Here is a 25,303-nt window from a genome sequence, read left to right as displayed (position 1 = left end):
ATGCGCCCCAGTCCCCTCAACCCCATGCCCACGCTGCGCACGCGCCAGAACCAGGCGACCGCAGCCAAGGACCGGCTGCAGCCCGCCCTGCTGGACCGGCTGACCGACCATGAGCCCCATCTGCGCACCGAGCGGCCCGATGCGGTCTTCGTGAACGAATCCCGCCTGCGCGAGGCTCTGCTGCGCGACCTGGGCTGGCTGCTCAATGCGCGCGATGCCTGGGACCACGTGGAGATGGAGGGGCTGGAGCATGTGCAGCGCTCGGTCATCAACTACGGCATGCCGCCGCTGGCCGGCCAGCTGCTTTCCGAGCTGGACTGGAGCCATGTGGAGCGCAGCATCCGCGAAAGCATCCTGGCCTTCGAGCCGCGCATCCTGCCCAAGACGCTGGCCGTGACGCTGCTGGCCTCCACCGAGCAGCTCAACCACCACAACACGCTGCAGTTCGAGATCCGCTGCCAGTTCTGGTCCATGCCCTATCCGCTGGAGCTGCTGCTCAAGACCAGCCTGGACCTGGAGACCGGCCAGGTCTCGCTGCAAAACCTCAGGGCCTGAGCCCGGACGCCGCCACACACACCATGAATCCCCGCCTCGTCGAGTACTACAACCGCGAACTGGCCTATCTGCGCGAGCTGGGCGCCGAGTTCGCCGCCGCCTTCCCCAAGGTGGCGGGCCGCCTTTCCCTGCACGACACCGATGTGGCCGACCCCTATGTGGAGCGCCTGCTGGAAGGCTTCAGCTTTCTGAGCGCGCGCATTCAGCTGAAGATGGATGCGGAGTTTCCGCGCCTGTCCCAGCGCATGATGGAGATGGTGTGCCCCCACTACCTGGCGCCCACGCCATCCATGGTGGTAGTCCAGCTCAAGCCCAGCGCCAAGGAAGGCAACCTCGTGGACGGATTCACCCTGCCCTCTGGCAGCGTGCTGCGCACCCACAAGTCACAGGAAGAGCAGACCATCTGCGAATTCCGCACCGGCGGGCCGCTGACGCTGTGGCCGCTGGAGATACGCCAGGCGCGCCTGGGCGGCCCGGCGCTGGACCTGCCCCATGCGCTGGTACCCCAGCTGGGCGAGGCCGGCGGCCACCTGCGCCTGCAGCTGGCCACGCTGGACGCCTCGCAGTGCATGCAACTGGCGATGGACCAGTTGTGGGTCTACATCCATGCGGGCGATGTCGTCGCCTCCCACCTGCAGGAGCTCATCCACACGCAGACGCTGGCCATCGTGGTCCACCACCCGCAGGACCCGCGCCAGGTCTGGGACGTGCTGCAGCCCGATGCACTGCGCGCCGAAGGCCATGACACCGAGCAGGCGCTGATTCCCTATTCGCACCGCGCCTTCCAGGGCCACCGTCTGCTGCACGAGTACTTTGCGTTTCCCGCGCGGCAGCGGTTTTTCTCGATCAACGGCCTGTCGCGCAGCATGCGCCGCATTGCCCATGACGGCGTGGGCATCACCGTGCTGCTGCGCCGCGCCGCGCCCACGCTGGAGCCGCAGATCGACGCGGCCAAGCTGCTGATGCACTGCATTCCGGCCATCAACCTGTTCGAGTACACGGCGGACCGCCTGCATGTGGCCTCCAACGTGCACGAGTACCACGTCATTCCCGACCGCACGCGGCCGCTGGACTTCGAGGTCTACGGCGTGCAGGCTGTCACCGGCCACCACGAAGGCAAGACCCAGGACCGCGAATTCGCGCCGCTGTACGCATCCACGCACGGCCTGCACTCCACCGAGCAGGCCTACTTCACCACGCGGCGCGAGCCCCGGCTGTTTTCCGAGCGCAGCCTGCGCAGCGGCCCACGCACGCAGTACCTGGGCTCGGAAGTCTTCATCTCCCTGGTGGACCAGCGCGAGGCCCCGTTCTCCGACGACCTCAAGCAGCTGTCCATGCACACCCTGTGCACCAACCGCGACCTGCCCCTGCTCATGCGCGTCAACCAGCCGGGCGGCGACTTTGCGCTGCAGGAATCGGCGCCCGTGGAATGGGCCCGCGCCATCGCCGGCCCCAGCGCGCCCATCCCCGCCGTGGCCGACGGAGGCCTGACCTGGCGATTGATCTCCCACCTGAGCCTGAACTACCTGGCCATGACCGATCTGTCCGACGAGGAAGGCGCGGCCACGCTGCAGGAGCTGCTGCGCCTGTACCTGGACCTGGGCAACCACCAGCTGGCCGGGCAGATCGCCGCCATCCAGGGCATGCGCATCGAACCCATCACGCGCCGCCTGCCCCAGCACCGCCAGCTGGTCTACGGCCGCGGCGTGGGCGTACACCTGAGCGTGGACGAGCCGGCCATGGCCGGCGTCAGCCCCTGGCCCCTGTCCAATGTGCTGGAGCGATTCTTCGCCCGCCATGTGGGCGTCAACAGCTTCACCGAGCTGCAGCTGCACTCGCGCCAGCGCGGCCCCGTCGCGCGCTGGACTCCGCGCCCCGGACAAAGGCCCGGCATATGAGCAACGCCGCCCACGCCCCGCTGCCCGAACCGGAGCACCTCCAGTCGGCGGCTCCGGCTCCAGCTCCGGCGCCCGCGCGTGCGCCCGTGCAGGCCGCCGGGCCCGACGACGCTCGGGCGCGCCTGTTCTGGCAGCGCCTGAGCGCCAAGCCCTACCAGTTCGACCTGATGCACAGCCTGCGCTACCTGCAGGCACGCCATCCCGCGCTGCCGCGCCTGGGCCAGGCCACGCGCCCCAAGGACGAGCCGCTGCGCCTGGGCCAGGACCCGTCGCTGGCCTTCGCCCCCGCCACCATTGCAGAAATCCTGCCCTCGCGCGCCGGCGAGCCCGAGCGCATGACGGTCTGGAACTTCGGCCTCTACGGCCCCAACGGCCCGCTGCCCACGCACATCACCGAATACGTGCGCGAGCGCCTGCGTCAGCATGACGACGCCACGCTGGCACGCTTTTCCGACATCTTTCACCACCGCATGCTGCTGCTGCTGTTCCGCGCCTGGTCGGACGCACAGCCCACCGCATCGCTGGACCGCCCGGGCGAAGACCCCTTTGGCCGCTACATAGACAGTTTCATAGGCGCCGGCCTGCCCAGCCAGCGCGCGCGCGACGACGTGCCCGACCACGCCAAGCGCTTCATGGCCGGCCATCTGACCCGCTGGACGCGCAACCCCGAAGGCCTGTGCCAGGCCCTGTCGCACTACTTCCAGATTCCCGTGCGGCTGGAAGAAAACTGCCTGCACCACCTGGAGCTGGAGCCCGAGCAGCAGACCCGGCTGCAGGGCCGCCCCTGCAACTCGCGCCTGGGCGTGGACGCCGTCGTGGGCTCGCGCGTGCCCGATGCGCAAAGCAAGTTCCGCCTGGTGCTCGGCCCGCTGGGCCTGGAGCAATACCAGCAGTTGCTGCCGCAGGCCGCACTGTTCCAGACCCTGGTGGACTGGGTGCGCAACTACCTGGGCATCGAATTCGCCTGGGACTACGTGCTGGTGCTGCGCCGCCAGGAAGTGCCTGCCGCCCGGCTGGGCAGCAGCACCCAGCTGGGCTGGACCACCTGGCTCACCCACGCCGAGCCCGCCCAGGACGCGCGCGACTTCCGCCTGGACCCCGAAGCCTGGCTGCGCCAGCGCCGCCAGCCCGTGCGGGGCCGGCGCCCCGGCCCCAGCCCTCGAACCACTGAATCACCGAACCACTGAATCACCACTTCCCTGCTCGCACACATGCCCACCGTACAGATCAAGTTCCTGCACAACGCACCGGTCCCTTCCACGCTGACGCTGGTCGAAGGCAACCGCCTGCGCGTCAAGATCGAGGCCGTCGCAAAGACCTACAAGCTGGGCGCCAGGATCGATGCGCCCAGCATTCTTGCGGCCCAGCCCCCCGCCCACAACGCCCGCGCCGACAGCTGGCAATTCGACTTCGTGGCCCAGCAGCCCGGGCTCACCAAGCTCAGCATCGTGGCGGTGCAGGGAACCGGGCTTAGCGTCATGCCCGCAGCCATCACCGTGCAGGTGGAGAAGAGCATTTCGCTGCCTGCGGAGAAGACGACGGAGGGGATGCTGGTACGCCTGCTGCTGGCCGAGAACTTCTCGCCAGACGGCGCCCCCCGAAACGTCGCATGGAAAGCTTCCGACGTCCTGACGTCCATGCGCTGGATGCGTCGCGTCATCGAGAACCGGCTCAAGAGCGGCAAGCCCGAGGAGTTCATGGCCCGCGGTGCAACCACCATCGCCGACATCATCAAGGCCAACGACCGAGGCATGGTGCAGTTCCATGGCTTTCCGACCTATCCCACGCTGAACCAAAACATGCAGGAAAACCTCACGGACTACCTGCAGATCGCCAACAACGGCCTGCATGGCAAGCGGACGGCGTACCAGCAGTTTGTACAAGCGGCCATCACTGTTGCCTCCGAACCGCTCGCTGCGGATCCCACAAGCACCGGCCTGTATGCCTGGCGATCGGAAGGCAGTGGTTCGCCCGGTCCGGATTTCAAGGTGCACGCCACGCTCATGGGCAACACCTTCTACACGCATGCCCGACTGCGCAAGCAGGACTGAAGACCCTGTCCCACCAACTCCCGACACCATGCCCATGCCACAACCAAAGAGTTCCTGGCTACCCGCCTGCCGCATACGATGGACTGCATGTCTAGTGGCCACGCTGGCTCTGTCTGTCTCCGCGCCTGCCCATACATCTGAAGCGGCAGACAACGCCACCGCTACGCCAACACCAGCAGCACCCCGAGATCCCGTTCCCGCCGACTTTTCGCGCCCCAGCAAGGCAAGCATCCCCTCGCCCACCGTGCTGCGCGCCTACCTTCAGCTCAAGGAAAGGCGTGCAGGCACATCCATGGCGGGGAGGCCCCAGCACTTTTGCTTTGTCCAGCAGCGCTCCACGCCACCCGAAGATCCAGGACCCTTCGTCTGGATGATCTGGCAAGACGGCGGCGAGATTCTCAATCTGGGTCGGCTGCCGGCCCAGGTCCACGCGACGGCGCAAGAGGCCGAAGAAGACGGCCAAGGCTTGGCACGAAGCAAGTCCATCCACCTCGCCACAGACGTCCGTGAAACGGCAGAGGAAATCACCGGCAGCAGCTTTCTCGTCGAACGCGCCTGGGTGAACAGACTGCTGGCGCAGTGCAAGGCCAAGGGCCGCACCATCAAAGTGACTCCTGCTCGATAGCCGCATGCCGCATATCGGACGCAACCGCTTTCCCGGCCCATGCCGTGTCAGGCAAGGCCGTCGCCTGCTCGCAAGGTGTCTGCTGGCCACCCTTGCGGGATCGGCACTGCCTTTGCTGGCAGCGCCTGAAAGCGGGCGGGCCTCCGATTTCTCGCGTCCGGCGCAATCCCTGATTCCTTCTCCAGCCGCCCTGCGTCTCTATTTGAAGAGCCGCCAGGCATCGACTGGCCCCGGAAAGCCTGCAGCCCTCCAGCGCTTTTGCTTCGTGCAACAGCACAACCGCAGCGCAGTCCCTGCGCGATCGTCGGTCTGGATGGTCTGGCTCGAAGGTCGCCAGATCGCCAATCTGGGACAGCGCCGCTTCACCGCCAAACCATCGCCGGATGAAGCGCAATGGGATGGCGATGCCTTGTCTGAAGCCAAGACCATCCACCTCGCCACCGACGTCCGTGAAACGGCGCAGGAAACGACCGGCAGCAGCTTCCTCGTCGAACGCGCCTGGGTCGACCGGCTGCTGGCGCAGTGCCAGGCCAAGGGCCGCAAGGTCGAAGTCCGCCCCCTCCGCTAGCCGGCATGCCCGGCCCCCATTCATCCACTTTTTTTCGCACCCAAGACCCATGACAGAAATCAGCCGCCAATCCCTCTTCGGCAAGCTCAACCCGCTGCTGTTCAAGTCGCTGGAAGGCGCCACCGTGTTCTGCAAGCTGCGCGGCAATCCCTATGTGGAGCTGGTGCACTGGCTGCACCAGCTGCTGCAGGAAAACGATTGCGACCTGATCCGCATCCTGCGCCACTTCGACATCGCCTCCGACCGCCTGGCCGCCGACGTGCTGCGCCGCCTGGACCAGCTGCCGCGCGGCGCCACCTCGATCAGCGACTTCTCCGAGCACATAGAGACCGCCATCGAGCGCGGCTGGGTCTATGCCACGCTGATGTTCAACGACAGCCAGATCCGCAGCGCCTATCTGCTGTCGGGCATGGTGCGCACGCGCTCGCTGGCCAATGAGCTGCGTTCCATCTCGCGCGAATTCGACAAGATCTCCGAGCCCGCGCTCAGCGACGCCTTCGCCCGCCTGCTGCCCGACTCGCCCGAGGCACGCATGCGCGCGGCCGACGGCAGCGGGCTGGAAGGCACGCCGGGCGAAGCCAGCCAGGCCACGGGCACCGCGCCCGGCCAGGGCGGCGCGCTGCAGCAATACACCGTGGACCTGACGGCCCGCGCCAAGGCGGGCGAGCTGGACCCGGTCACGGGCCGCGACGACGAAGTGCGCCAGATGGTGGACATCCTGCTGCGCCGCCGCCAGAACAACCCCATCCTGGTGGGCGAGGCCGGCGTGGGCAAAACCGCCGTGGTCGAGGGCCTGGCCCTGCGCATCGCCCAGGGCGACGTGCCGCCGCCGCTGCAGGGCGTGGAGCTGCGCGTGCTGGACGTGGGCCTGCTGCAGGCCGGCGCCAGCATGAAGGGCGAGTTCGAGAACCGCCTGCGCGGCCTGCTGGACGCCGTGCAGTCCAGCACCACGCCCATCGTGCTCTTCATCGACGAAGTCCACACCCTGGTGGGCGCGGGCGGCCAGGCCGGTACGGGCGATGCCGCCAACCTGCTCAAGCCCGCCCTGGCGCGCGGCACGCTGCGCACCATCGGCGCCACCACCTGGGCCGAGTACAAGAAATACATCGAAAAAGACCCGGCCCTGACACGCCGCTTCCAGCTCGTTCAGGTGCACGAGCCCGACGAGCCCCGCGCCGTGGACATGCTGCGCGGCGTGGCCGCCAAGCTGGAAAACCACCACCAGGTGCGCATTGCGGCCGACGCGGTGGCCGCGGCCGTCAGCCTGTCGCACCGCTACATTCCCTCGCGCCAGCTGCCCGACAAGGCCGTCAGCCTGCTGGACACGGCCTGCTCGCGCGTGGCCATGGCCCTGCATGCCACGCCCGCCCAGCTGGAAGCCGTGCAGCGCCGCATCGAGGCCCTGGGCGTGGAGCAGGAAGTGCTGCTGCGCGAGGCCGCCCTCGGCCTGCCCACGGCCGAGCGCCTGCAGGCGCTGGAAACCGACCTGGCCAGCCTGCGCGACCGCCAGGCCACGCTGGCCGAGCGCTTCGGCCAGGAAAGCGCGCTGGCCCGCCGCATCCTGGAAACCGAGGCCGCCCTCATGGGCCTGAAGCCGCCCGTCTTCTCCACCGGCGCCGCCGCAGACCCGTCCGCTGCGGCGCCGGAAACGGCCGCCGAAGCCACCGCAACCGAACCTGCCGAGCCCCCCAGCGTGGCCGCGCTGGAAGCGCTGCGCCGCCAGCTCGCCGAGCTGCAGGGTGATGCCCCGCTGCTGCAGCCCGTAGTCGATGCCGGCGTGGTCGCCGCCGTGGTGGCCGAGTGGACCGGCATTCCCGTGGGCCGCATGGTGCGCGACGAGGTGCAGTCCGTGCTCTCGCTGGCAGACACGCTGGAGAAGCGCGTCATCGGCCAGCGCCACGGCCTGGAGGCCATCACGCGCCGCATCCAGACATCGCGCGCGCGGCTGGACGACCCGGGCAAGCCCATCGGCGTGTTCCTGCTGGCCGGTCCCTCGGGCGTGGGCAAGACCGAGACGGCGCTGTCCCTGGCCGAAGCCCTGTACGGCGGCGAGCAGAACCTCATCACCATCAACATGAGCGAGTTCCAGGAGGCGCACACCGTCTCCACCCTCAAGGGCGCGCCACCGGGCTACGTGGGCTACGGCGAAGGCGGCGTGCTGACCGAGGCCGTGCGCCGCCGCCCCTACAGCGTGGTCCTGCTCGATGAAATAGAGAAGGCCCACTCCGACGTGCACGAGATGTTCTTTCAGGTCTTCGACAAGGGCTGGATGGAGGACGGCGAGGGCCGCTACATCGACTTCAAGAACACCGTCATCATCCTGACCTCCAACGTGGGCTCGGACCTGATCGCCAACATGTGCCGCGACCCGGACCTGGCGCCCACGCCGGAAGGCCTGGCCCAGGCCGTGCGCCAGCCGCTGCTGCAGACCTTTCCCGCCGCGCTGCTGGGCCGCCTGACGGTGGTGCCCTACTACCCCATCTCGGACGCCATGCTGGAGCAGATCATCCGGTTGCAGATGCTGCGCATACAGCGGCGCATCGAAGAGCGCCACGGCGCGCAGTTCAGCTTCGACGAAGCCGCCGTGGACCTGGTGCGCCGCCGCTGCAGCGAGGTCGAGTCCGGCGCGCGCATGGTGGACGGCATCCTCACCCAGAACCTGCTGCCGCGCATGGCAACCCACTTCCTGCAGGCCACCGTGGAAGGCCAGGAACTGCAAAGCCTGCACGCCGGCGCCAGCGGCGACGACTTCACGCTGGACGTGCGCACCCGCGCTGCGGAGCCCGCATGAGCGGGCGCCGTCTTCCACGCGCCACCACGGCAGTGATTGCCGCCGCGCTGCTGGCCGCCCCGGCCGCACAGGCGCTGGACCTGGGCGCCATCGGCCAGGCTGCCGACACCGTGCAGCGGGCCTCGGGCGCCGCCACGGCCGGCCAGCAGGCGCTGGAGGCCGGCCGCAGCGCAGCCAGCACGGCCACCAACGCGGCCACCGGTGCCGCCAGCGAGGCCCGTGCCTGGTGGGACCGCAACCAGGCCCAGCCCGAGGCGGCACAGTCGCCGCCCTACGGCGCCGCCCCCGTGCAGGACGACCAGGGCGGCCCACGCCGCGTCATGGCCGTGCTGGGCGACGCCTGGACGGACAGCGCCCGGCGCGGCCAGGCCGTGGTCGCGCTCATGGACCAGGGGCCGTACCTCGTGCAGCGCCAGGCCGCCCATGTGGCGCCAGCCAAGTCGCAATGGCTGGCCCTGCCGCGCGGCGACAGCACCGGCGTGGCCATCGAACTGCCCAGCGACCCCGAAGGCACGACCTATGACCTGTCCACCGGCCGCGCGCGCCCCGGTGGCCGGGGCGTGCGCATCTTCGCCCTGTCCGTCCACGCCGACGTGCCCCAGCGCGCGGGCCGGCGCAGCCTCGACGCCATAGAGCAGCACGCCATGCTGCGCGCCAGCTCGGTGCGCACCGAATGGCCGCGCCAAAGCGGCGACATCCTGGAGCCCACGGGCGGCAAGCTGCTGGTCTGGGCCAGCGATGCCACGCAGCGCTTCCCTTCCGGCTTTGGCGCCGACGGGCGCCTGTTCACCGCCGACGATCCCATGGTCACCCTGCCGCGCGGCTACACCGTGGTCACCCTGGAGCCGCAGGCCCTGCGCTTCGACCGCGCCCGGGAAATCGCCCTGGCCTTCCATGCCGTCCAGCCCGCTCAGGACATCGACCTGTCCCGCCTGGGCGCAGGCGATGCGGCCCAGGCCCTCATCGGCCTCATTGCCGAGCGCCACCCGCTGGCGGCCGCCAGCGGCTTTGATGCCGGCAAGCTGCGTGCCGACTACGGCCAGCGCCTGCAGACCGCCGCCGAGCGCGGCGACAGCGCCACACAGGCCCAGGCCCTGGCAGAAATGGGCCAGCGCCTGGGCGATGGCCAATACCGCGTTCTGCTGCCCGGCGGCCAGGCCTGGCCTGCCCGCACAGACCGGGGCCTGTCACCGCAGCTGCTGGCACGCGGCAGCGTCAACCTGCCCATGCCGCGCACCTGGCTGCGCGAGGACGGCCACATCGCCATCACCAGCGTGGCGCCAGGCTCTGCCGCCGCCAAGGCGGGCCTGCAGCCCGGCAGCGACATCCTCGCCATCGAAGGGGAAAGCCCGGCACGCTACCTGGACCGCATTGCCCCCGCCTCGCTGCGCGCCGGTGCCGACGCCCGCCGCGCCGATCTGCTCGCGCTGGACCTGGGCACGCCCGCCACGCTGAGCCTGCGCACCGCAGCCGGCACACCCAACAGCGCATCCAGCAACCAGGAACAGACCCTGCGCCTGGACGCCGCCGCGGCCGCCACCACGGCCCTGCCTGCGGCCGAGCCCGCCCTCGCCTCCTTCCTGCTGCGCAGCGCCCAGGGCGGCAACCTGGCCTACATCGCCCTCGACAGCTTTGCCGACGGCGCCACCGGCCAGCTCAACCGCTGGGAGGGCACCTTGGCCGCCGCCACCCAGGCCAGGGTCACGGGCCTGATCATCGACCTGCGCGCCCACCGGGGCGACGACGCCTACCAGCTGGTGCCCCACATGCTGGCCTCGCTCTACACGCGCGACAAGCCGCTGCGCATGCAGGACGCCGCCCAGCGCCTGTTCGACCCCGCCGCCCGCGTCTGGCGCAGCCGTGGCGGCCTGGGCCTGCCGGCCCAGCTGCCCCTGGCCGCCTCGGGCACGCCCTTCACGGCTCCCGTCGCCGTGCTCACCGGCCCCGGCTGCGCCGGCCCCTGCGAACTATTCGCTGCCTGGCTGCAGCACAGCCAGCGTGCCGACATCGTCGCCACCAGCGCCACGGCCGGCGCCACCGGCCCCGCCACGCGCGTGCACCTGCCAGCTGGCTTCATCGTGCAAGTCCCCCTGCTCGCAGAAACCGGCCCCGCTGGCGGCAACAACACCGCTGCACAGGCCCAAGGCGTAACCCCGCGCCTGCGCGTGCCCGTGGACGCGGCCTTCACCGCCTCCATCCAGGCCGGCGGCGACCCGCTGCTGGACGCCGCCGTGCTCCACCTGGAACGCGCCCGCGCTGCGCAGGCATCGCGCTAGGCCCAGCCATCCATCGCCTTACGGAGACCCCTGAACATGCCACTTGCCATTACCAGCCAGCCCGCAGGATCGCAGTTCGCCATCACGGCCGATGCCCAAATGCCCACCATTACGGTGACTGCCGTCCTGCAGAACGAAGCGCTGCCTGCAGGGAGCACGCCCATCTTCGAATGGTCGGCCACGCTGACGTTCGAAGGCGGCACACCGCCTACCAACACCGCGTATGGAAGTGGCCGAAGCACTGCACACAGCCCTCTGCCACCGCAGACCAGCGCCAGCCCGAGCTGGCGCATCCCGTTCACCGAAGTCCGTGGAGGCCTGCTGACCGTGCAGGTCACGATGCGGGCGGCCGGTGTGGAGCGCCGGGCGCGCGCCACCTGGACCATCGTCGGCACCAATCCCACGAGCACCGCCATCCGTGCCTTTGCCAACAGCATTGGCGCCGACAGGATCGTGTTTCGAAAAAAAATGCGGCAGGAAAGCTCGCTGCAACAATTCCGCACTCCCGGCAATTGGCCGAAATACAGCAGCGATGGCCTGGGTGGCGTGGGCCTGTGCCAACTCACCCGACCGGCACCGACTGCCAATCAGACCTGGAACTGGAAGGACAACGTGCGCGGCGGCTGGAAGCTCTTCCTGGAAAAGGAGGCCTTCGCAAGGGCATATCCTGGCAAGCAGCGCAAGGGCGAGCGGTTCAAAGGTCTGGTCAGAGCCTGGAACCAGGCCCGAACCGCACAAGGATTGCCAGCCATTCCCGTGGAACTGCCGGACTACACGGCCGAGCAGCTCGAACTCGACACCCTGCGCGGCTTCAACGGCTATGCCAACAATCTGCATGAGTACCGCATACGCATGCAGGGCGATCAACTGTGGGTGACGGTCAGCGCCGACGGAAATACGGCCCGCGCCGAATGGGAAAGGATTCCCGCCGCCGAGCGCGGCGCCGTGGGCGATCGCAACTATGTCGACAACGTGCTTGCCCGCGAGGACTTCTAGCCATGCCCTGGAGTGCTACTTCCCGCCGCTTCGCGACCATTGGCGTAATGCTGGCCAGCGCTTTGCTGTCGGCCGCATGCACGCGCAATGCGGATGACAGCCCTACCGTCTCGTCCGGGCAGGCGAAGCCGGCCAGCTCCGCCCCATCGAACGACCAGGACCCGTACCGCTATCTCTATACCGTTTACTGCAACGGCACCGTTGATCGCCTGGACCTCGTCCAGCGATCCAAAGTCGGCAGTTTCCAGCTGTCCGAGCGCAGCGGCAACCCCCCTGCCGTTGCGGCGCTTGCACAGCCGGGAGTGCACCCCGGCGGTTGCCTGGCCCGCTCCGTCGCCACGGACGATGCGCAGGATCGCACTGCCGCAATGGTCCACATCGTCGCCAGCAGCCATGTGGATCCCGATGCCGATGGCCGCAAGCCGTATCAGCTGCTGACATTCGAGCTGCCGCAATGGACACTGCAGCAGACCCGCAACCTGGGCAGCCTGGATGCACCGCCCCGTCTGGCCATCTCCGCCAACGCAAGCCTGACCGTGCAGCCCCGGGACGAGGACCCGGCTGCAGCCATGGCCGCGCAGGTTCAGTCCTGGGCGGGAGCCGATGCGATGACCTGGGCCAATGCCATCGAATGGTCAGCAGGCAATGTGCTGTTGACCTATGCCTTGCCCGATCAGCGCGGCACGGGCGCAGCGCTTGCGTTGCGCACGGGTGCGCGCATCGTGCGCCTGGCCGAATTCCGCCATGGCTCCGGCGACATCCCCCCGGACCTGCGTTTGGCGCCGGGCGGCCAGTTCGTGCTGGCCACCATGAAGCGATCCGTCCCCCTTGGCGAGGGCCTCAGCAAGGTCGAAGCCACCGGAGAGCTACGGCTGTATGGCGCTGACGGCCGCCAGCTCAGCGTTCTGAACCTGGAAAGCCTGGCAGGCAGCGTGCTTGCACTGAGCCAGTCCGGCAAGCTGGACCTGGACCAACCCCGCACCGATAACGACTGGTTCAACGTGGCCTTGACGCCTGGCGGCCTGGCTGTTTTCACCGACCGGCGCGGCAACTACCAGTTCATCGCGCTGGAGTACACCTTTAGCCCCGATCCCGTCATCGATCCAGCCCTGGATGACGCGGACGGTGCCCGGCCAGCGCTGGTGTACGCAGCCCGATAGCAGCAAAGGCGCCCCTCCACCCCATCCACCGCCGGCGCACGCAGGCCCGCCCCGGACCTGACGCCCCCGCCCCTTGTCTACCCCCAAGCACCGCGAGATCCGACACCATGACACGCAGAGTCACCATCAACACCCCCCTGGCAGACCAGCTGCAGCTGCGCCGGCTGCAGGGTCGCGAGGAAATCAGCCATCTGTTCGCCCTGGAGATCGACCTGCTCAGCGAAAGCGACAGCATCGATCCCAAGGCCCTGCTGGGCAAGGGCGCCACCGTGGTGGTGGAGACCCAGGACGGCGGCAAACGCTACATCGATGGCCTGGTCACGGCCTTTGGCATGCGCGGCCAGGACGAGCACCGCAACTTCCTGTACCGCGCGCGCCTGTCGCCCTGGCTGTGGCTGGCCACGCGCCGCAGCGACTTTCGCATCTTCCAGAACAAGACCGTGCCGGACATCATCAACGAGGTCCTGGGCATCTACGGCCACCCCATGCAGCAGCGCCTGACGCGCTCCTACCGCACCTGGGAGTACTGCGTGCAGTACAACGAGACGGACTTCCAGTTCGTATCGCGCCTCATGGAGCACGAGGGCATCTGCTACTACCACCAGCACAGCGCGGGCCAGCATGTGCTGACATTGGGCGACGACATCGTCGCCTCGCACGACCCGCTGCAGGGCGGCGCCGTCATCCCCTTCCACCCGCCGGGCAAGGCCGCCGTGGCGCGCGAGGAATGCATACACGCCTGGGAACTGCACCAGCGCGTCAAGCCCGGCCGGCACTACAACGACGACTACGACTTCAAGAAGCCCCGCGCCGAGCTGTCCAACATGCGGCGCAACCCGCCCGGCCATGCACACGACGCCTACGAGATCTACGAATGGCCGGGCGGCTACACCGAGACCGGCGACGGCGAGGACTACATCCGCGTGCGCCTGCAGCAAAGCCTCACGCGCCAGAGCACGGTGCAGGGCAGCTCCAACCACCGCGCCATGGCGCCGGGCTACACCTTCACGCTGGACAACTACCCGCGCGGCGACCAGAACCAGGCCTACCTGGTCACGGCCGTGGACTACGCCTTCGAAGAAAACCCGCGCGTCAGCGACGGCGGCAGCGGCGAGGGCTCGACACAGAAATTCGTGCTCCAGGCCCAGCCCACCAGCCTGCCCTTCAAGCCCCAGCGCATTACCGCCAAACCGCGCACCACGGGCCCGCAGACCGCCGTCGTCGTCGGCCCCGCAGGCGAAGAGATCTGGTGCGACCAGTACGGCCGCGTCAAGGTGCAGTTCCACTGGGACCGCATCGGCGGCATGAACGAGAACTCCAGCTGCTGGATGCGCGTGGCCACCAGCTGGGCCGGGCCGGGCTTTGGCGCCGTGCACATCCCGCGCATCGGAATGGAAGTCATCGTGGACTTCCTCAACGGGGACCCGGACTACCCCATCGTCATGGGCTGCGTCTACAACGCCTCCAACATGCCGCCCTGGGCGCTGCCGGCCAACGCCACGCAATCGGGCATCAAGACAAGATCCAGCAAGGGCGGCGCACCGGGCGCGGGCCTGAAGAACGGCCAGGGCGACGCCAACGCCATCCGCTTCGAGGACAAGGCGGGCGCCGAACAACTGTGGCTGCATGCGCAAAAGGACCAGCTCACCGAAGTCGAGAACGACGAGGACAAATGGGTGGGCAACGACCGGCGCAAAACCATCGACCGGGACGAGACCAACGTCATCCACCGCGACCGCACCGAGACAGTGGACCGCGACGAGACCATCACCGTGCACAACAACCGCACGGAGCGCGTGGACCACAACGAGAAGATCAGCATCGGCGACAACCGCAATGAAGACGTCGGCATCGACGAGAACATCTCCATCGGCAAGAACCGCAGCAAGACCATAGGCCGCAACGAGAAGGACAAGATCGGCAACAACTGGTCGATCAAGGTGGGCAGCTTCAAGACAGAGACCATCGGACTGGCCTATATGCAGAACGTGGGCCTGGCCAAGATGGTGAACATCGGCGCCGCCTACAACGTCAATGTGGGCGCGGCCATGGTGGTGAATGTGGGGCTGAACCAGAGCACGACGGTGCTCATGAACCGCAGTATTTCAGTGGGTCAGAACCAGTCCACCAGCGTGGGCAAGAACCGCACCGACGACACGGCCGACAACCATACGGCGACGGTCGGCAAGAACTCCGCCACCACCGTGGGCGAGGTGCAGACGATCACGGTGGGCAAGGAAATGGTCATCACCGTGGGCGACGCCATCGAGATCAAGTGCGGCAAGGCCGTGTTGCGCATGACCAGCGACGGCACCGTGCAGGTCAACGGACAGACGATCTCCATCAGCGGCAGCTCCAAGGTGACCGTGTCGTCTCCGGACAGCCATATCAACCCCGCTTGAAGGAAATCCCATGGCAATCCCACAAGCACGCATTCCTGTCGAACCGTCCGATGACGGCAGCCTGCAGCACGCCGTGTCGAACGTACAGCTCCTGGCTGGACGAGTCATCGAAGCTCAGGAACAAGACCTGTATCTGGTGGCCCTTGCGCAAGACCCCGTGGTTTCGCTTCAGGCTCCCGCTGGCGTTCTGCTTCCGGAACTGGTTCCCGGAGACGAGGTCCTGCTCGCAGTCCTGCCCACCGGGCGGGCCACCATTACAGCCGTTCTCTCGCCTTCTCCTGCAGCGCCGTGGGGGCAGCGTGCCATCCGCCTGCAGTCGCAGGACTGCATCACGCTCAGTTGCGGGCAAGCCACGCTGAAGCTGACAGCCCAGGGCCTTGTCCGTCTGGTCGCACTGACGATTGAGCAGGACGCGCGGGACCTGCTGGATCTGGATGCGGCCGAAGTCCGCATCAACTGAAGGCTGGATCAGAGATGGACCTGAACGCTTTCGAGACCACGCAGGACATGCCCTGCAAGCGTGTGCCGCCATATGAGCACCAGATGCCCATGCTCGGGTTCAATGATCAGCGTATCGAATTCGGGACTTGCAGCGCCGCGCTCACCACGCATCACCCAACTGAGCTGCGGACGGATAGCAGGAATGATGGTCTCCCCCTCGCCCTCGGCGCTCAGGTGGACCCAGGCAACCCTCGTTCCCGCCCGTACCTGGTCCCGCCTGAATTGCATGCGCGGATGGGCGCAGTTCCATGCAGCCGGATCAAAAGAGGCCGGCATGCGCGAGAGAAGGCCCGGCGACTGTTCAAGCTCCTGAGCCGCATAGCTGCCCCACAAGGCACGACGCGGCAACCAGCTGCGTCCTATGCAGCCAAAGCCGGCTGGCGAAATCCGGTCGGCTGGCGATCGGAGCGGGTCATCGACCCATTCGAGCTGATGCATCGGCGCTCCGTCCTGGGGAAGGCCTGCACTGAAGCCCGCCCCCACCGGATTGGGGCCGTGAAACATTTCGGGGTTTTCTGCATCCGCACCGCCAAAGGCGAGGTTGTAGGTCAGGGGAACCTTGAGCGCAGGCTCCAGCTCCTGCACCACAGGCACCAGCCCCATCTTGCGGCGCCAAACGCGCTTGCCAAAGACGCGGATGACGCGGTTTTCGCCGCCAATGGCCAGACCCGCGTCGAAACGTGCCACAGCCTTGCCGCCAGGTGCATGGGCATGGCCATTGAACAGAACATCCACTCGGGATTTCAGCGGGGCGATATCGGCCTCGTGGCGCACCACGTGCCCGCTCCCATCAAAGGACTCATCACCGCGAAACACCGGCACTGCCTTGCCCTGTGCCACTGCGCGGCCCGCGAAATCCAGCGTGGCCTTGATCACCACGGTGGAGCACAGGCCGCCGTCGGCGCTGTGTCCCGGCAGTATTTCCGCAGCAAAAGGCGTCAGATTGTCCAGCATCGCTTGGGTTCCTCCTGGGCGGCATTGTCCCTGATGCAATGCCGCTGCGACGTAGCGACCAGCCTCTTTTCATCATGACCGTTATTGAACTCCCCATTCCCCGGGCCATCGACATCCCCATCATGGACGGGCAGGCGCCCCGCTTGGCACGCACACTGGTAACGCAGTACTGGCGCCGCTCCCAGTTGCTGCAGCGCCCCGCGTCGCGCCCCGACGCCTTTGCCGTGTTCGACGACAGCATCGTGCAGGCGCTGAGCGGCCTGAAGCAGCACCTGATGCACGCACCTGAGCTGGACCATGCCTGCCAGCAGGCCATCGAAACAGCTGGCGCTGAAATCCTGGATGAGCCCTCCCGCATCTTCGCGCTGGCCTGCCTGCAAGCCCTGCACCTGCAACGCAAGCACGTTCACGATGGGCTGGAGCGAACGTTGGGCGCCCATCTCCATGCCCAGCCGAACGCGGTCTTCAACGCCATGCGGTTTTGCTTTGACAACACCGTCGCCGAATACTTCACTTGGCTGCTCTCCCAGGAACAGCACAGGCAGAGCGCGCCATTGGCACAGTTGCTCCAGCGCCTCGCAATTTCCCGGCCGGCTGTCAGCGACGAATTCGCACAAGCCATCTCTGCATGGACATCCGGTCTGCCGGGCGGCGTGGCGGCCCTGTGTGATTGGCGATGCACCGGGCGTGGCGATGAAGCCAAGGCCATCGCAGCCACGCAACAAGACAGCGATGCGCAGGCCGCCTTGCTGGCGCTGGCGCTTATGGGCAGCCGGCAGGAAACGCCTGTGGCACGCACTCTTTTGGCCCGGATGCCGCATTCCACCGTGGCCTTGGCCCTGCTGGCCGCCAGGGATGGACATGCGCTGGCAAGCGCCTTGCGGGAAGGTCGGCATCCCCAAATGCCCTGGGGCCTGCAGGTATATGCGGCCTCGCTTGTAGGAGACATTCCTCTGCTTCGCCAGCTTGCTGCCCATACGGTCTGGGAGGATGAAGAGACGTGCCGCACCCTGGCTGACGCCACGGCCCTGCTTACAGGAGAGCCTGCCGATATCGCCTTCGACGTGGGCAATGAGGCATCAGGCCGTGCCGCCTGCGTGGATGCTGCCCTGGCCGCGCTTCCTGTTTCAGGCCCTGCACTGCGTCTGGGCCGCCCTCGCACACAGGTGGTTCTGCAAGAGTCCTCGGCCATGGTGGGAGCGCCCTTGCGACGACTGCTCTATCTGGAACACCTCTCACGCGTGAGCGCAGCGCTGTGGATCGAGGCCGACGATCTGGCCGTCGTTCAGGCCCTGGCCTGCAGCACGGCCTCCGTGATCGAACGTGCGGCATTCAACATCGGCAGGGCACAACCATGAACCCTCTCGTCATCGCGGCCACTGGTGCATGCACCCCCATCGGGACACGGGCCTGGCAGACCGGCTGCGGCTTCACTGCACGCCAGTCGAGCTTTACCCGGCAGGCCATCACCAGTCAGGCCGAGCACCGTGCCACCGTATCCCGGGTGCAAGCCATTGATGCAGCCTGCAAAGGAACGGAACGCCTGATCCGGCTCGCAGCCCCTGCCCTGCACGAAGCGTTGCGCGGCCAGCCGGCGCCTGCCGCAGGCTGGCCGCTGCAGCGGCCCATCCCCCTCTTCGTGGCACTGCCCGACTCCTTGCCCGAGCTGCCCGGCTGGATAGACGCCGGCCGATTCGCACTGGAGCTTCCCCGCGCACTGGACCTCGCCGCAGAGTTCCTGCCCATCAAGGTCTACCCGGGCGGCGCAGTGGCAGGCGCCGATGCGCTGTCGCAGGCCTATCGTTTCATGCACGACAACCCCTCGGTGCCCGAAGTGATCATCGGCGGAGTGGACAGCTTCGTGGACACGGAGATCGCGGACGTGCTCTACCAGCGTCGCTGGGCCAAGGTCAACGGCGTGTGCGAAGGCTTCATTGCCTCGGAAGGCGCAGCCTTCGTACGACTGTCCCGCAAGCCGGCCACTGCAGATTTCGTCACGGTCTATCCACCATTCTTTGCAGACGAGCCACGCTCACGCCTGGACAGCGACACCCTGCCCGATGGCCGCGCACTGATCGAGGCCAGCCACGGTGCGCTGAAGGCAGCGCACATGCCGGTCAACGCCCTGCACTCCTATTGGTCCGACATGGATGGCTCGGCATGGCGGGGCGCAGAGCTGGCCAGCCTCTCCGCGGCGCTGGCGTCACAGGGCGGCCTGCCGCAAGCCCAGGACCCGGCAGCACTGCTTGGTCAAATGGGCGCGGCCTGGGCGCCTCTCATGCTCAGCCTGTTCCATGAGATGCGCCAGTGGCTGACGCACCCCGTCATGCCGTCGCCCCTGGCAGGCCACGCAGGCCTGCTCACGGTCACCGGGCTGAACACCCGCGTGGCCGCCTGGAGCGCCACCTGGAATCGCCATGCCCGCACGGCAGGAAGATCTTCCGCAGCCGGGCGGCGCCAATCCTCCATTTCCCAAGAGTCCTGAGTCCATCCATGGCCACCTACGTCAACGACCGCCGCGCCATCCACGAAGGCCGCAATCCGGCCATGATTCCTGGCCCGATCAACCCCGTCTTTCCCAAGCCCCAGGGACCACCGGTTCCCATCCTCAACATGGCCCATGGCCCGGGCCTGAAGAACGGCACGGCCACGCTCAAGATCGATGGGCACCCCGTGGCCGTTGCCGGCAGCCGCTTCGAGTCCATACCCGCCACACCCGACAAGCTCGGTGGTATCGCGGGCGTGCGTTCCGGCGTTGTCGGCGGCGCGGCCGAGCCCACCAGCTACAGCAGCGATACCAAGTTCGAGAGCCGGGGCAGCGTGCGGTCCTTCGACACGACCAAAAGCAACGCCATGGTCATCAATCCTGGCTGGGCCATGCGCCTTGCCATGAAGGCGCTGCCCGGTCCCTATGACCAATTGGCGCAGAAGGTGATCGAAAAGCTGCCGGGCGCCTTCTCCAGCCAGCTGTCGGCCCTTGGAGAAAGCCTGACCGATCCCAGCGCGCTGATCGGACCCGCCCTCAAGCTCGTGGGCAAGCTCATTCCCGGCGTCAACCTCGTCGTCGGAGGGGCCGCCATGGCCCAGGCGGCCGAGCAAGTCGCCGAACTCGCCCAGGAAATCCAGGAGCTGCTGGCACCGCCCCTGACCGACGAAAAAATCGACCAGATCGCCGAAGTGATCGCCGATGGCGTGGCCGCCATCACCATTGGCTTTGTCCTGGGCAAGATCGCCCAGCGCGCCAAGTCGCGCCGCAACCCCGTGGCACAGCGCACGGACAACAGCGTCAATCCCAACACGCAGGGCAACATCATCGATAACGCCTCCAAGGGAAGCATTGCCACGCCACCGACCTGCGAACTGGGCACATGCCATCCCGTGATCTTTGCCACAGGCACCAAGATCCTGCGCGACACGGATTTCGAATTGCCCGGCCCCATGGCCTTGACCTGGCAGCGGTACTACCGCTCCAGCGACCGCCGCCCCGGCTGGCTTGGATGGGGATGGAGCACGCCCCTGTCCACCGAACTGGTGCTGGTCCACGATGCGGTGCACTACTACGACGCCCGCGGGCGCCGCATACAGCTGCCCGTGATTGCCGCCGGTACCAGCCACTTCGACCCGCGCGAAAAAATCACCGTCACCCACCACCAGCAAGGCGGCTGGAGCGTTGAAAGCGCCGATGGCACCCGGCACCTGTTCGCCCCCCCGGCCACCGGCCAATGGCGTCTGCCACTGGTGCACCTGGTGGACCGCAATGGCAACACCATCACCCTTCACTACCCGGCCTACACCGCCACAGGCATCGATGGCCGCGCGCCCCGCCCGCTGGGACTGACCGACAGTGCTGGCCGCAAGCTGCGCTTCACCTGGAGTGAAGACCAGGGACCCTCCGGCCCGCTCCTGCAGGAAATCCACCTGGAATCCCGTGTGATCGACGGTGTGGAACAGGTCGGCGGCCTGCTGGCACGCTATGCCTATGGGACGGATGGCAACGTCCCGGATGACGCCCATGCCAACCTCCAGTCCGCCACGGATGCCATGGGCGGCGCGGCGCACTATCGCTATCGCCAGCACCTGATGGTGGCCTACAGCAGCCGCACCGGCTTCACCCACCACCAGGAATGGAGCCGGCTTGACGCGGGCGGCCGCGTAGTGCGGACCTGGACCGACGAGCCCGGCACGCTGGACACCCGCTTCGACTACGACCTGGGCCGCCGCACAACGCATGTCACCGACGCCCTGGGCCGGCGCAGCAGCTACGAATACAACGCCCGGCATGAGGTCATCGCCATCGTCGAACCCGGGCCGGATGGCCAGCCCGTCCGATCCGAGACGCGCATGGACGCCGCCGGCAACCCGCAACAGGCGCGGGACGCCATGGGCCGCACCACCCGCTGGCAATTCGACGGCCAGGGCAACCTGCTGGCCGTCACGGACGCATCAGGTGCCACCACCCGCCTCAAATACAACCAGCTCAACCTGCCCGAAGAAGTCACCGACGCGCTGGGCCATGTCTGGCGGCAGGCCTACGACGCCCAGGGCAATCTGGTCGAGCGCCTGGACCCGCTGGGCCACGCCACGCGCTGGAAGTACGACACGCGCGGCCTGCCCGTCGCCATAGAAGACGCGCTGGGCAAAACCCGCCATCTGCAGTGGGACGAAGCCGGACAGCTCGTGGCCTACACCGACTGCTCGGGCCAGGTCACGCGCTATGCGTGGGACATACTGGGCAACCTCGTGGCCTCCACCGACGCCCTGGGCCAGACCACCCGCTACCTTCATGACGCGCTTGGACGCCTGCGCCGGATGTGGGGCGCCGATGGTTCCGAACATCACTATGCCTACGACCCCCAGAGCAACCTGCTTTCCTACACCGACCCGCAAGGCGCCATCACCCGCTACACCTACAACGGCCTGGACCAGCCCGTGGAGCGCCGCGATGCGCTGGGCGGCATGCTGCGCTACCGCTATGACGCCGTGGGCAGGCTCATCGCCCTGCAGAACGAAAACGGCGCCGTCACCAGCTTCACCTACGACGCCGCAGACAACCTGATCGAGGAAACCGGTTTTGACGGCCGCATACAGCGCTACCGCTACAACGCCGCCAGCGAACTGACCGAACTGCACGAGCGCGATGCCCACCTGCCCCCGGATACGCCCTACGATCCACGGCCCGACGCAGCCCTGCCCAAGCGCACACTGTTTCGCAGGGATGTGCTGGGCCGCCTTGTCGCCAAGATCCACGTGGGCAGCGACGCGGCAGGTAATGGAGACGGAGGAACCACCACCTATGGCTACGACCTGCTGGGCCGCATGCTGCATGCCAGCAACCCCGATGCGCACGTGCGCTTCGCCTACGACGCTCTATCGCGGCTGGTGGAAGAGACCCAGGTGCACATGGCGCCCAGTGCAGACGAGCGAGCGCTGGCGACCTACAGCTATCGGCACGCCTACGACGCGCTGAGCAACCGCACGGACTGCTGGCTGCCCGGGGGCCGCCACGTCCAATGGCTCTACTACGGCTCGGGCCACCTGCACCAGATCCTCGCCGACGGCCAGGTGGTCAGCGACATCGAACGCGACGCCCTGCACCAGGAAATCGAACGCACCCAAGGCACGCTGACCAGCCGCTATGGCTGGGACCCCATGGGCCGCCTCACCTCCCACAAGGTCAGCCAGCAAGGCGCGCTCCAGGGTCAGCCCGGCAGGCCTTCACCCCAGGCCCTCTGGGACCGGGATACTCCCCTGCCCTCCGGCCAGCGCATCGCCCGCCTGTACCAGTACGACCCCACAGGCAACCTCGTCGCCACGCGCGACGGCCTGCGCGGCGACAGCCAGTACCGTTACGACGCCCTGGGCCGCATCCTTGCCGCCCAGAAAAATGCTGCAGGTGGATTGCCCACCTCGGGCCGGAACCTGGAAACCTTCGCATTCGACCCCGCAGGCAACCTGCTCAACCCCAACCGTGGTGGAGACCTCAGCAGCGGCGGCACCAGCAACGAACGCGAACAGGTGCCCACCAACCGGCTCGCCGTCTACCAGGACCTGCGTTTCCAGTACGACCTGCACGGCAACATCGTGGAGCGCCGCATCGGCTGGCACACCGTGCAGCGCTTTCGCTACAGCGCCGAGCACCAGATGCTCGAATCCACGGTCACGCGCTACCACGACAGGCCCGAACCGAAGATCGCCGGATCGAATGCGCAGCCAGAGCCAGCCGCCACCGTCCAGACCACGCGCTACCGCTACGACGCGCTGGGCCGGCGCATCGACAAGCACGATGCCTTCGGGCGCACCACCTTCCTCTACGACGGCGACCTGCTCGCCGGAGAAATCCGTGGCTCACGCCTGAGCGAATACCTCTACGAGCCCGACAGCTTCGTGCCCCTGGCCAAGCTGGAATCGGAATGGAGGAACGAGGAAAACCGCAACGCACAGGCAGAAGCGGACCAAGCCAGCTTTGCCACCTACTACTACCACTGCGACCAGATCGGCGCCCCCCAGGAACTCACTGACGAAACCGGCCGCATCGTCTGGGCCGCCAGCTACAAGGTCTGGGGCCAGACCCAGCAGCTGCAGTACCTGCGCACCGGCACGGACGATGCGGCGGTGTTCACCCACGACCAGCGCCCGCTGGCCCTGGCCGCCCAGGGTGAGGTACAAAGCCTTGCGCTGGTGGAGCAACCGCTACGGTTCCAGGGACAGTACTTTGACGGCGAGACGGGGCTGCACTACAACCGGTTCAGGTATTACGATCCTGTGGTGGGGAGGTTTGTGCATCAGGATCCGATTGGGTTGTTTGGTGGAAATAATTTATTTATTTATGCAAACAATCCTCTCGAATGGATAGATCCGTATGGCTTAGCAAAACGCAGTGGACCTGGTATTAGGGAAAAGCTGTATCCAACAAGAATCCGCAAACGTCGAAGAGATGCCCTGGAGAAACAACAGACAGACACCAACGGAAATATCCCTTGCGCTATTTGTGGGTGCTTATTAAACACAAGCAATACTTCTGTTCAACATGATCCAGCACTGGTTCAAACACATAATACACAAGGATATAATACGGATCAGAAAACCAGAAATGATCTATATAATACAACTGCAACGAGTCTGGTGTGCCTTCCTTGCCAAAAGTCTGAGGGAGGGACCATGAGTCACACCCAGCAATATCGCACAGATACAGGCCCAAACTTTAAACCAAGAAAATCAAGGAAGAAAAAAGATGATGGATGCGCAAATTAAAACTGAAGAAGCAAAAGAAGCGATATTATCCTTCGATATTAGAAGGAGCGTTATTTTGTGCGCTTATATTAAAGAATGGGGAATGCCGGAATACAGATTGAAGATGGGTAAAAACAACACCCATTCAGCAGTAGAATTATACTTTTTCCCAGCAAAAGATAAAAAATATCCAGCCAGATTCGCAACGGTAGGACTTTCAAATTTCACAAGAAAAAATGGAAAACGCATCTGCACAGAATTCATGTTGGCCTTGGAGAGTGGATTGGGAAATGAAAGCATTGACAGAGTCTTTACGTATTTTTGCGACATAATAGCGCACAACATTGAAAATGTAGAAAGCTCTGAGCCTCCACGGGTCATGAGTGAAAGCGCCTTGGCCCCCGAAAAATGGACAACCAAGGCCATACTAATTGATGAACTACGAGGAGAAAGCGAGGAGCTAGAAGAAATAATAATAGGATCCGAGAAAGTTAGCCTACTTTGGGTCGTTCCAATTAATGAAAATGAAGAAAAGATTATTCTCAACAAAGGCATCGACGCTTTCGATGAATATATAGAGAACCTCCCTTACTCCATAATAAATCCGGTTCGACCAAGCTAGCAACTCCAATATAATTCTCATTAATTCCGGCATGTGATATATATCAGAAATTCTCATAAAGTTTCTCTTGAAAAACAAGTGAATTTGTTAAATATTTATTTATATAAAATAGTATTCATATATAAATTCGGAAAACTCTAATTCCATTTAAATGGTCTCTTAAAAGCTAAAAATCATTAAACTAGCAACCCAGACGCACATGTGCGCTTCGCCTACGACGCGCTGAGCAACCGCACGGACTGCTGGCTGCCCGGGGGCCGCCACGTCCAATGGCTCTACTACGGCTCTGTTCACCTGCACCAGATCCTCGCCGACGGCCAGGTGGTCAGCGACATCGAACGCGACGCCCTGCCCCAGGAAATCCAACGCACCCAAGGCACGCTGACCAGCCGCTATTGCTGGAACCCAATAGGCAGCCTTACCACCCATAAGGTCAGCCAGCAAGGCGCACTCCAGGGTCAGCCCGGCAGGCCTTCACCCCAGGCCCTCTTGGAGTCGGAATGGCGGAGTGAAGAACACTGTAACGTGCAGGTAGAGACGGAAACAGCTCAGGCCAGCTTTGCCACCTACTATTACCAATGCGACCAGATCGGCGCCCCCAGGAGCTCACCGACGAAACCGGCCGCATCGTCTGGGCCGCCAGCTACAAGGTCTAGAGCCAGACCTATCAGTTG

At 65.9% G+C, this 25,303-nt stretch carries 17 protein-coding genes; 16 read left to right on the top strand and 1 reads right to left on the bottom strand.

What is annotated here, in order from left to right; translation table 11 throughout:
• The 12 genes from tssE to DA1_RS14095 all read left to right on the top strand — a co-directional run bounded on the left by tssE (window position 1) and on the right by DA1_RS14095 (window position 15,782).
• Complete coding sequence (tssE, locus tag DA1_RS14150) at window positions 1-555, top strand: type VI secretion system baseplate subunit TssE (RefSeq protein WP_012205683.1); 555 nt, start codon at window positions 1-3, stop codon at window positions 553-555.
• Window positions 556-578: 23 nt separating this feature from the next.
• Window positions 579-2,453: a type VI secretion system baseplate subunit TssF gene (gene tssF, locus DA1_RS14145; RefSeq protein WP_034393890.1), complete on the top strand. Its 1,875-nt coding sequence runs from the start codon at window positions 579-581 to the stop codon at window positions 2,451-2,453.
• Window positions 2,450-3,640, top strand: coding sequence for a type VI secretion system baseplate subunit TssG (gene tssG / locus DA1_RS14140; RefSeq protein WP_034393893.1), 1,191 nt, complete (start codon window positions 2,450-2,452; stop codon window positions 3,638-3,640). The genes tssF and tssG overlap by 4 nt, the downstream gene beginning before the upstream one ends.
• Before the next feature lie 24 nt (window positions 3,641-3,664).
• Window positions 3,665-4,504, top strand: coding sequence for a hypothetical protein (locus tag DA1_RS14135; protein WP_034393896.1), 840 nt, complete (start codon window positions 3,665-3,667; stop codon window positions 4,502-4,504).
• Between the two features lie 370 nt (window positions 4,505-4,874).
• Entirely contained in the window at window positions 4,875-5,129 is a 255-nt protein-coding gene (locus DA1_RS31335; RefSeq protein ID WP_230590835.1) for a hypothetical protein, read from the top strand.
• Between the two features lie 4 nt (window positions 5,130-5,133).
• A complete protein-coding gene (locus tag DA1_RS14125) occupies window positions 5,134-5,697 on the top strand; it encodes a hypothetical protein (RefSeq protein WP_080736895.1) in 564 nt (187 codons plus the stop codon).
• Window positions 5,698-5,746: 49 nt separating this feature from the next.
• Complete coding sequence (tssH, locus tag DA1_RS14120) at window positions 5,747-8,488, top strand: type VI secretion system ATPase TssH (protein ID WP_034393899.1); 2,742 nt, start codon at window positions 5,747-5,749, stop codon at window positions 8,486-8,488.
• Window positions 8,485-10,764: a S41 family peptidase gene (locus DA1_RS14115; protein WP_034393901.1), complete on the top strand. Its 2,280-nt coding sequence runs from the start codon at window positions 8,485-8,487 to the stop codon at window positions 10,762-10,764. Before tssH ends, DA1_RS14115 begins: the two co-directional genes overlap by 4 nt.
• 99 nt (window positions 10,765-10,863) lie before the next feature.
• The gene (locus DA1_RS14110; RefSeq protein ID WP_223275298.1) at window positions 10,864-11,760 is read left to right on the top strand and encodes a hypothetical protein; all 897 of its coding nucleotides are present in this window, start codon (window positions 10,864-10,866) and stop codon (window positions 11,758-11,760) included.
• A gap of 2 nt (window positions 11,761-11,762) precedes the next feature.
• Window positions 11,763-12,920: a hypothetical protein gene (locus DA1_RS14105; protein WP_034393907.1), complete on the top strand. Its 1,158-nt coding sequence runs from the start codon at window positions 11,763-11,765 to the stop codon at window positions 12,918-12,920.
• 107 nt (window positions 12,921-13,027) lie between these two features.
• On the top strand, window positions 13,028-15,322 hold the full coding sequence (locus tag DA1_RS14100; protein ID WP_034393909.1) for a type VI secretion system Vgr family protein: 2,295 nt from the start codon (window positions 13,028-13,030) through the stop codon (window positions 15,320-15,322).
• Between the two features lie 10 nt (window positions 15,323-15,332).
• Window positions 15,333-15,782 (top strand): hypothetical protein, encoded by a 450-nt coding sequence (locus DA1_RS14095; RefSeq protein ID WP_034393912.1) that lies wholly within the window; start codon window positions 15,333-15,335, stop codon window positions 15,780-15,782.
• An 8-nt stretch (window positions 15,783-15,790) separates the two neighbouring features.
• Here DA1_RS14095 and DA1_RS14090 read toward each other — a convergent pair whose 3' ends face one another.
• Window positions 15,791-16,777 (bottom strand): DUF2169 family type VI secretion system accessory protein, encoded by a 987-nt coding sequence (locus DA1_RS14090; protein WP_034393915.1) that lies wholly within the window; start codon window positions 16,775-16,777, stop codon window positions 15,791-15,793.
• Window positions 16,778-17,019: 242 nt separating this feature from the next.
• Here DA1_RS14090 and DA1_RS14085 point away from each other — a divergent pair, with 242 nt between their 5' ends.
• From DA1_RS14085 to DA1_RS29700, 4 genes are read left to right on the top strand one after another with little or no spacing between them, the layout of a single operon-like run.
• Complete coding sequence (locus DA1_RS14085) at window positions 17,020-18,135, top strand: hypothetical protein (protein WP_230590836.1); 1,116 nt, start codon at window positions 17,020-17,022, stop codon at window positions 18,133-18,135.
• On the top strand, window positions 18,132-19,262 hold the full coding sequence (locus tag DA1_RS14080; RefSeq protein WP_034393919.1) for a 3-oxoacyl-ACP synthase: 1,131 nt from the start codon (window positions 18,132-18,134) through the stop codon (window positions 19,260-19,262). The genes DA1_RS14085 and DA1_RS14080 overlap by 4 nt, the downstream gene beginning before the upstream one ends.
• 8 nt (window positions 19,263-19,270) lie before the next feature.
• Window positions 19,271-24,028: an RHS repeat-associated core domain-containing protein gene (locus DA1_RS14075; protein WP_080736896.1), complete on the top strand. Its 4,758-nt coding sequence runs from the start codon at window positions 19,271-19,273 to the stop codon at window positions 24,026-24,028.
• Complete coding sequence (locus tag DA1_RS29700) at window positions 24,009-24,629, top strand: suppressor of fused domain protein (RefSeq protein ID WP_198406349.1); 621 nt, start codon at window positions 24,009-24,011, stop codon at window positions 24,627-24,629. Before DA1_RS14075 ends, DA1_RS29700 begins: the two co-directional genes overlap by 20 nt.
• The last annotated feature ends 674 nt before the right edge of the window (window positions 24,630-25,303 follow it).

The organism is Delftia acidovorans NBRC 14950 (genome assembly GCF_001598795.1).
Taxonomy (GTDB): domain Bacteria; phylum Pseudomonadota; class Gammaproteobacteria; order Burkholderiales; family Burkholderiaceae_C; genus Comamonas; species Comamonas acidovorans.
Note: the sequence above shows the minus strand (reverse complement) of the source record. Positions and strands in the feature narration are given on the sequence as shown.

What these genes read in the sequence shown, in the direction of transcription:
- tssE (WP_012205683.1), top strand. Translation starts at nt 1, where the DNA reads ATGCGCCCCAGTCCCCTCAACCCCATGCCCACGCTGCGCACGCGCCAG.
- tssF (WP_034393890.1), top strand. Translation starts at nt 579, where the DNA reads ATGAATCCCCGCCTCGTCGAGTACTACAACCGCGAACTGGCCTATCTG.
- tssG (WP_034393893.1), top strand. Translation starts at nt 2,450, where the DNA reads ATGAGCAACGCCGCCCACGCCCCGCTGCCCGAACCGGAGCACCTCCAG.
- DA1_RS14135 (WP_034393896.1), top strand. Translation starts at nt 3,665, where the DNA reads ATGCCCACCGTACAGATCAAGTTCCTGCACAACGCACCGGTCCCTTCC.
- DA1_RS31335 (WP_230590835.1), top strand. Translation starts at nt 4,875, where the DNA reads ATGATCTGGCAAGACGGCGGCGAGATTCTCAATCTGGGTCGGCTGCCG.
- DA1_RS14125 (WP_080736895.1), top strand. Translation starts at nt 5,134, where the DNA reads ATGCCGCATATCGGACGCAACCGCTTTCCCGGCCCATGCCGTGTCAGG.
- tssH (WP_034393899.1), top strand. Translation starts at nt 5,747, where the DNA reads ATGACAGAAATCAGCCGCCAATCCCTCTTCGGCAAGCTCAACCCGCTG.
- DA1_RS14115 (WP_034393901.1), top strand. Translation starts at nt 8,485, where the DNA reads ATGAGCGGGCGCCGTCTTCCACGCGCCACCACGGCAGTGATTGCCGCC.
- DA1_RS14110 (WP_223275298.1), top strand. Translation starts at nt 10,864, where the DNA reads ATGCCCACCATTACGGTGACTGCCGTCCTGCAGAACGAAGCGCTGCCT.
- DA1_RS14105 (WP_034393907.1), top strand. Translation starts at nt 11,763, where the DNA reads ATGCCCTGGAGTGCTACTTCCCGCCGCTTCGCGACCATTGGCGTAATG.
- DA1_RS14100 (WP_034393909.1), top strand. Translation starts at nt 13,028, where the DNA reads ATGACACGCAGAGTCACCATCAACACCCCCCTGGCAGACCAGCTGCAG.
- DA1_RS14095 (WP_034393912.1), top strand. Translation starts at nt 15,333, where the DNA reads ATGGCAATCCCACAAGCACGCATTCCTGTCGAACCGTCCGATGACGGC.
- DA1_RS14090 (WP_034393915.1), bottom strand. Translation starts at nt 16,777, where the DNA reads ATGCTGGACAATCTGACGCCTTTTGCTGCGGAAATACTGCCGGGACAC.
- DA1_RS14080 (WP_034393919.1), top strand. Translation starts at nt 18,132, where the DNA reads ATGAACCCTCTCGTCATCGCGGCCACTGGTGCATGCACCCCCATCGGG.
- DA1_RS14075 (WP_080736896.1), top strand. Translation starts at nt 19,271, where the DNA reads ATGGCCACCTACGTCAACGACCGCCGCGCCATCCACGAAGGCCGCAAT.
- DA1_RS29700 (WP_198406349.1), top strand. Translation starts at nt 24,009, where the DNA reads ATGATGGATGCGCAAATTAAAACTGAAGAAGCAAAAGAAGCGATATTA.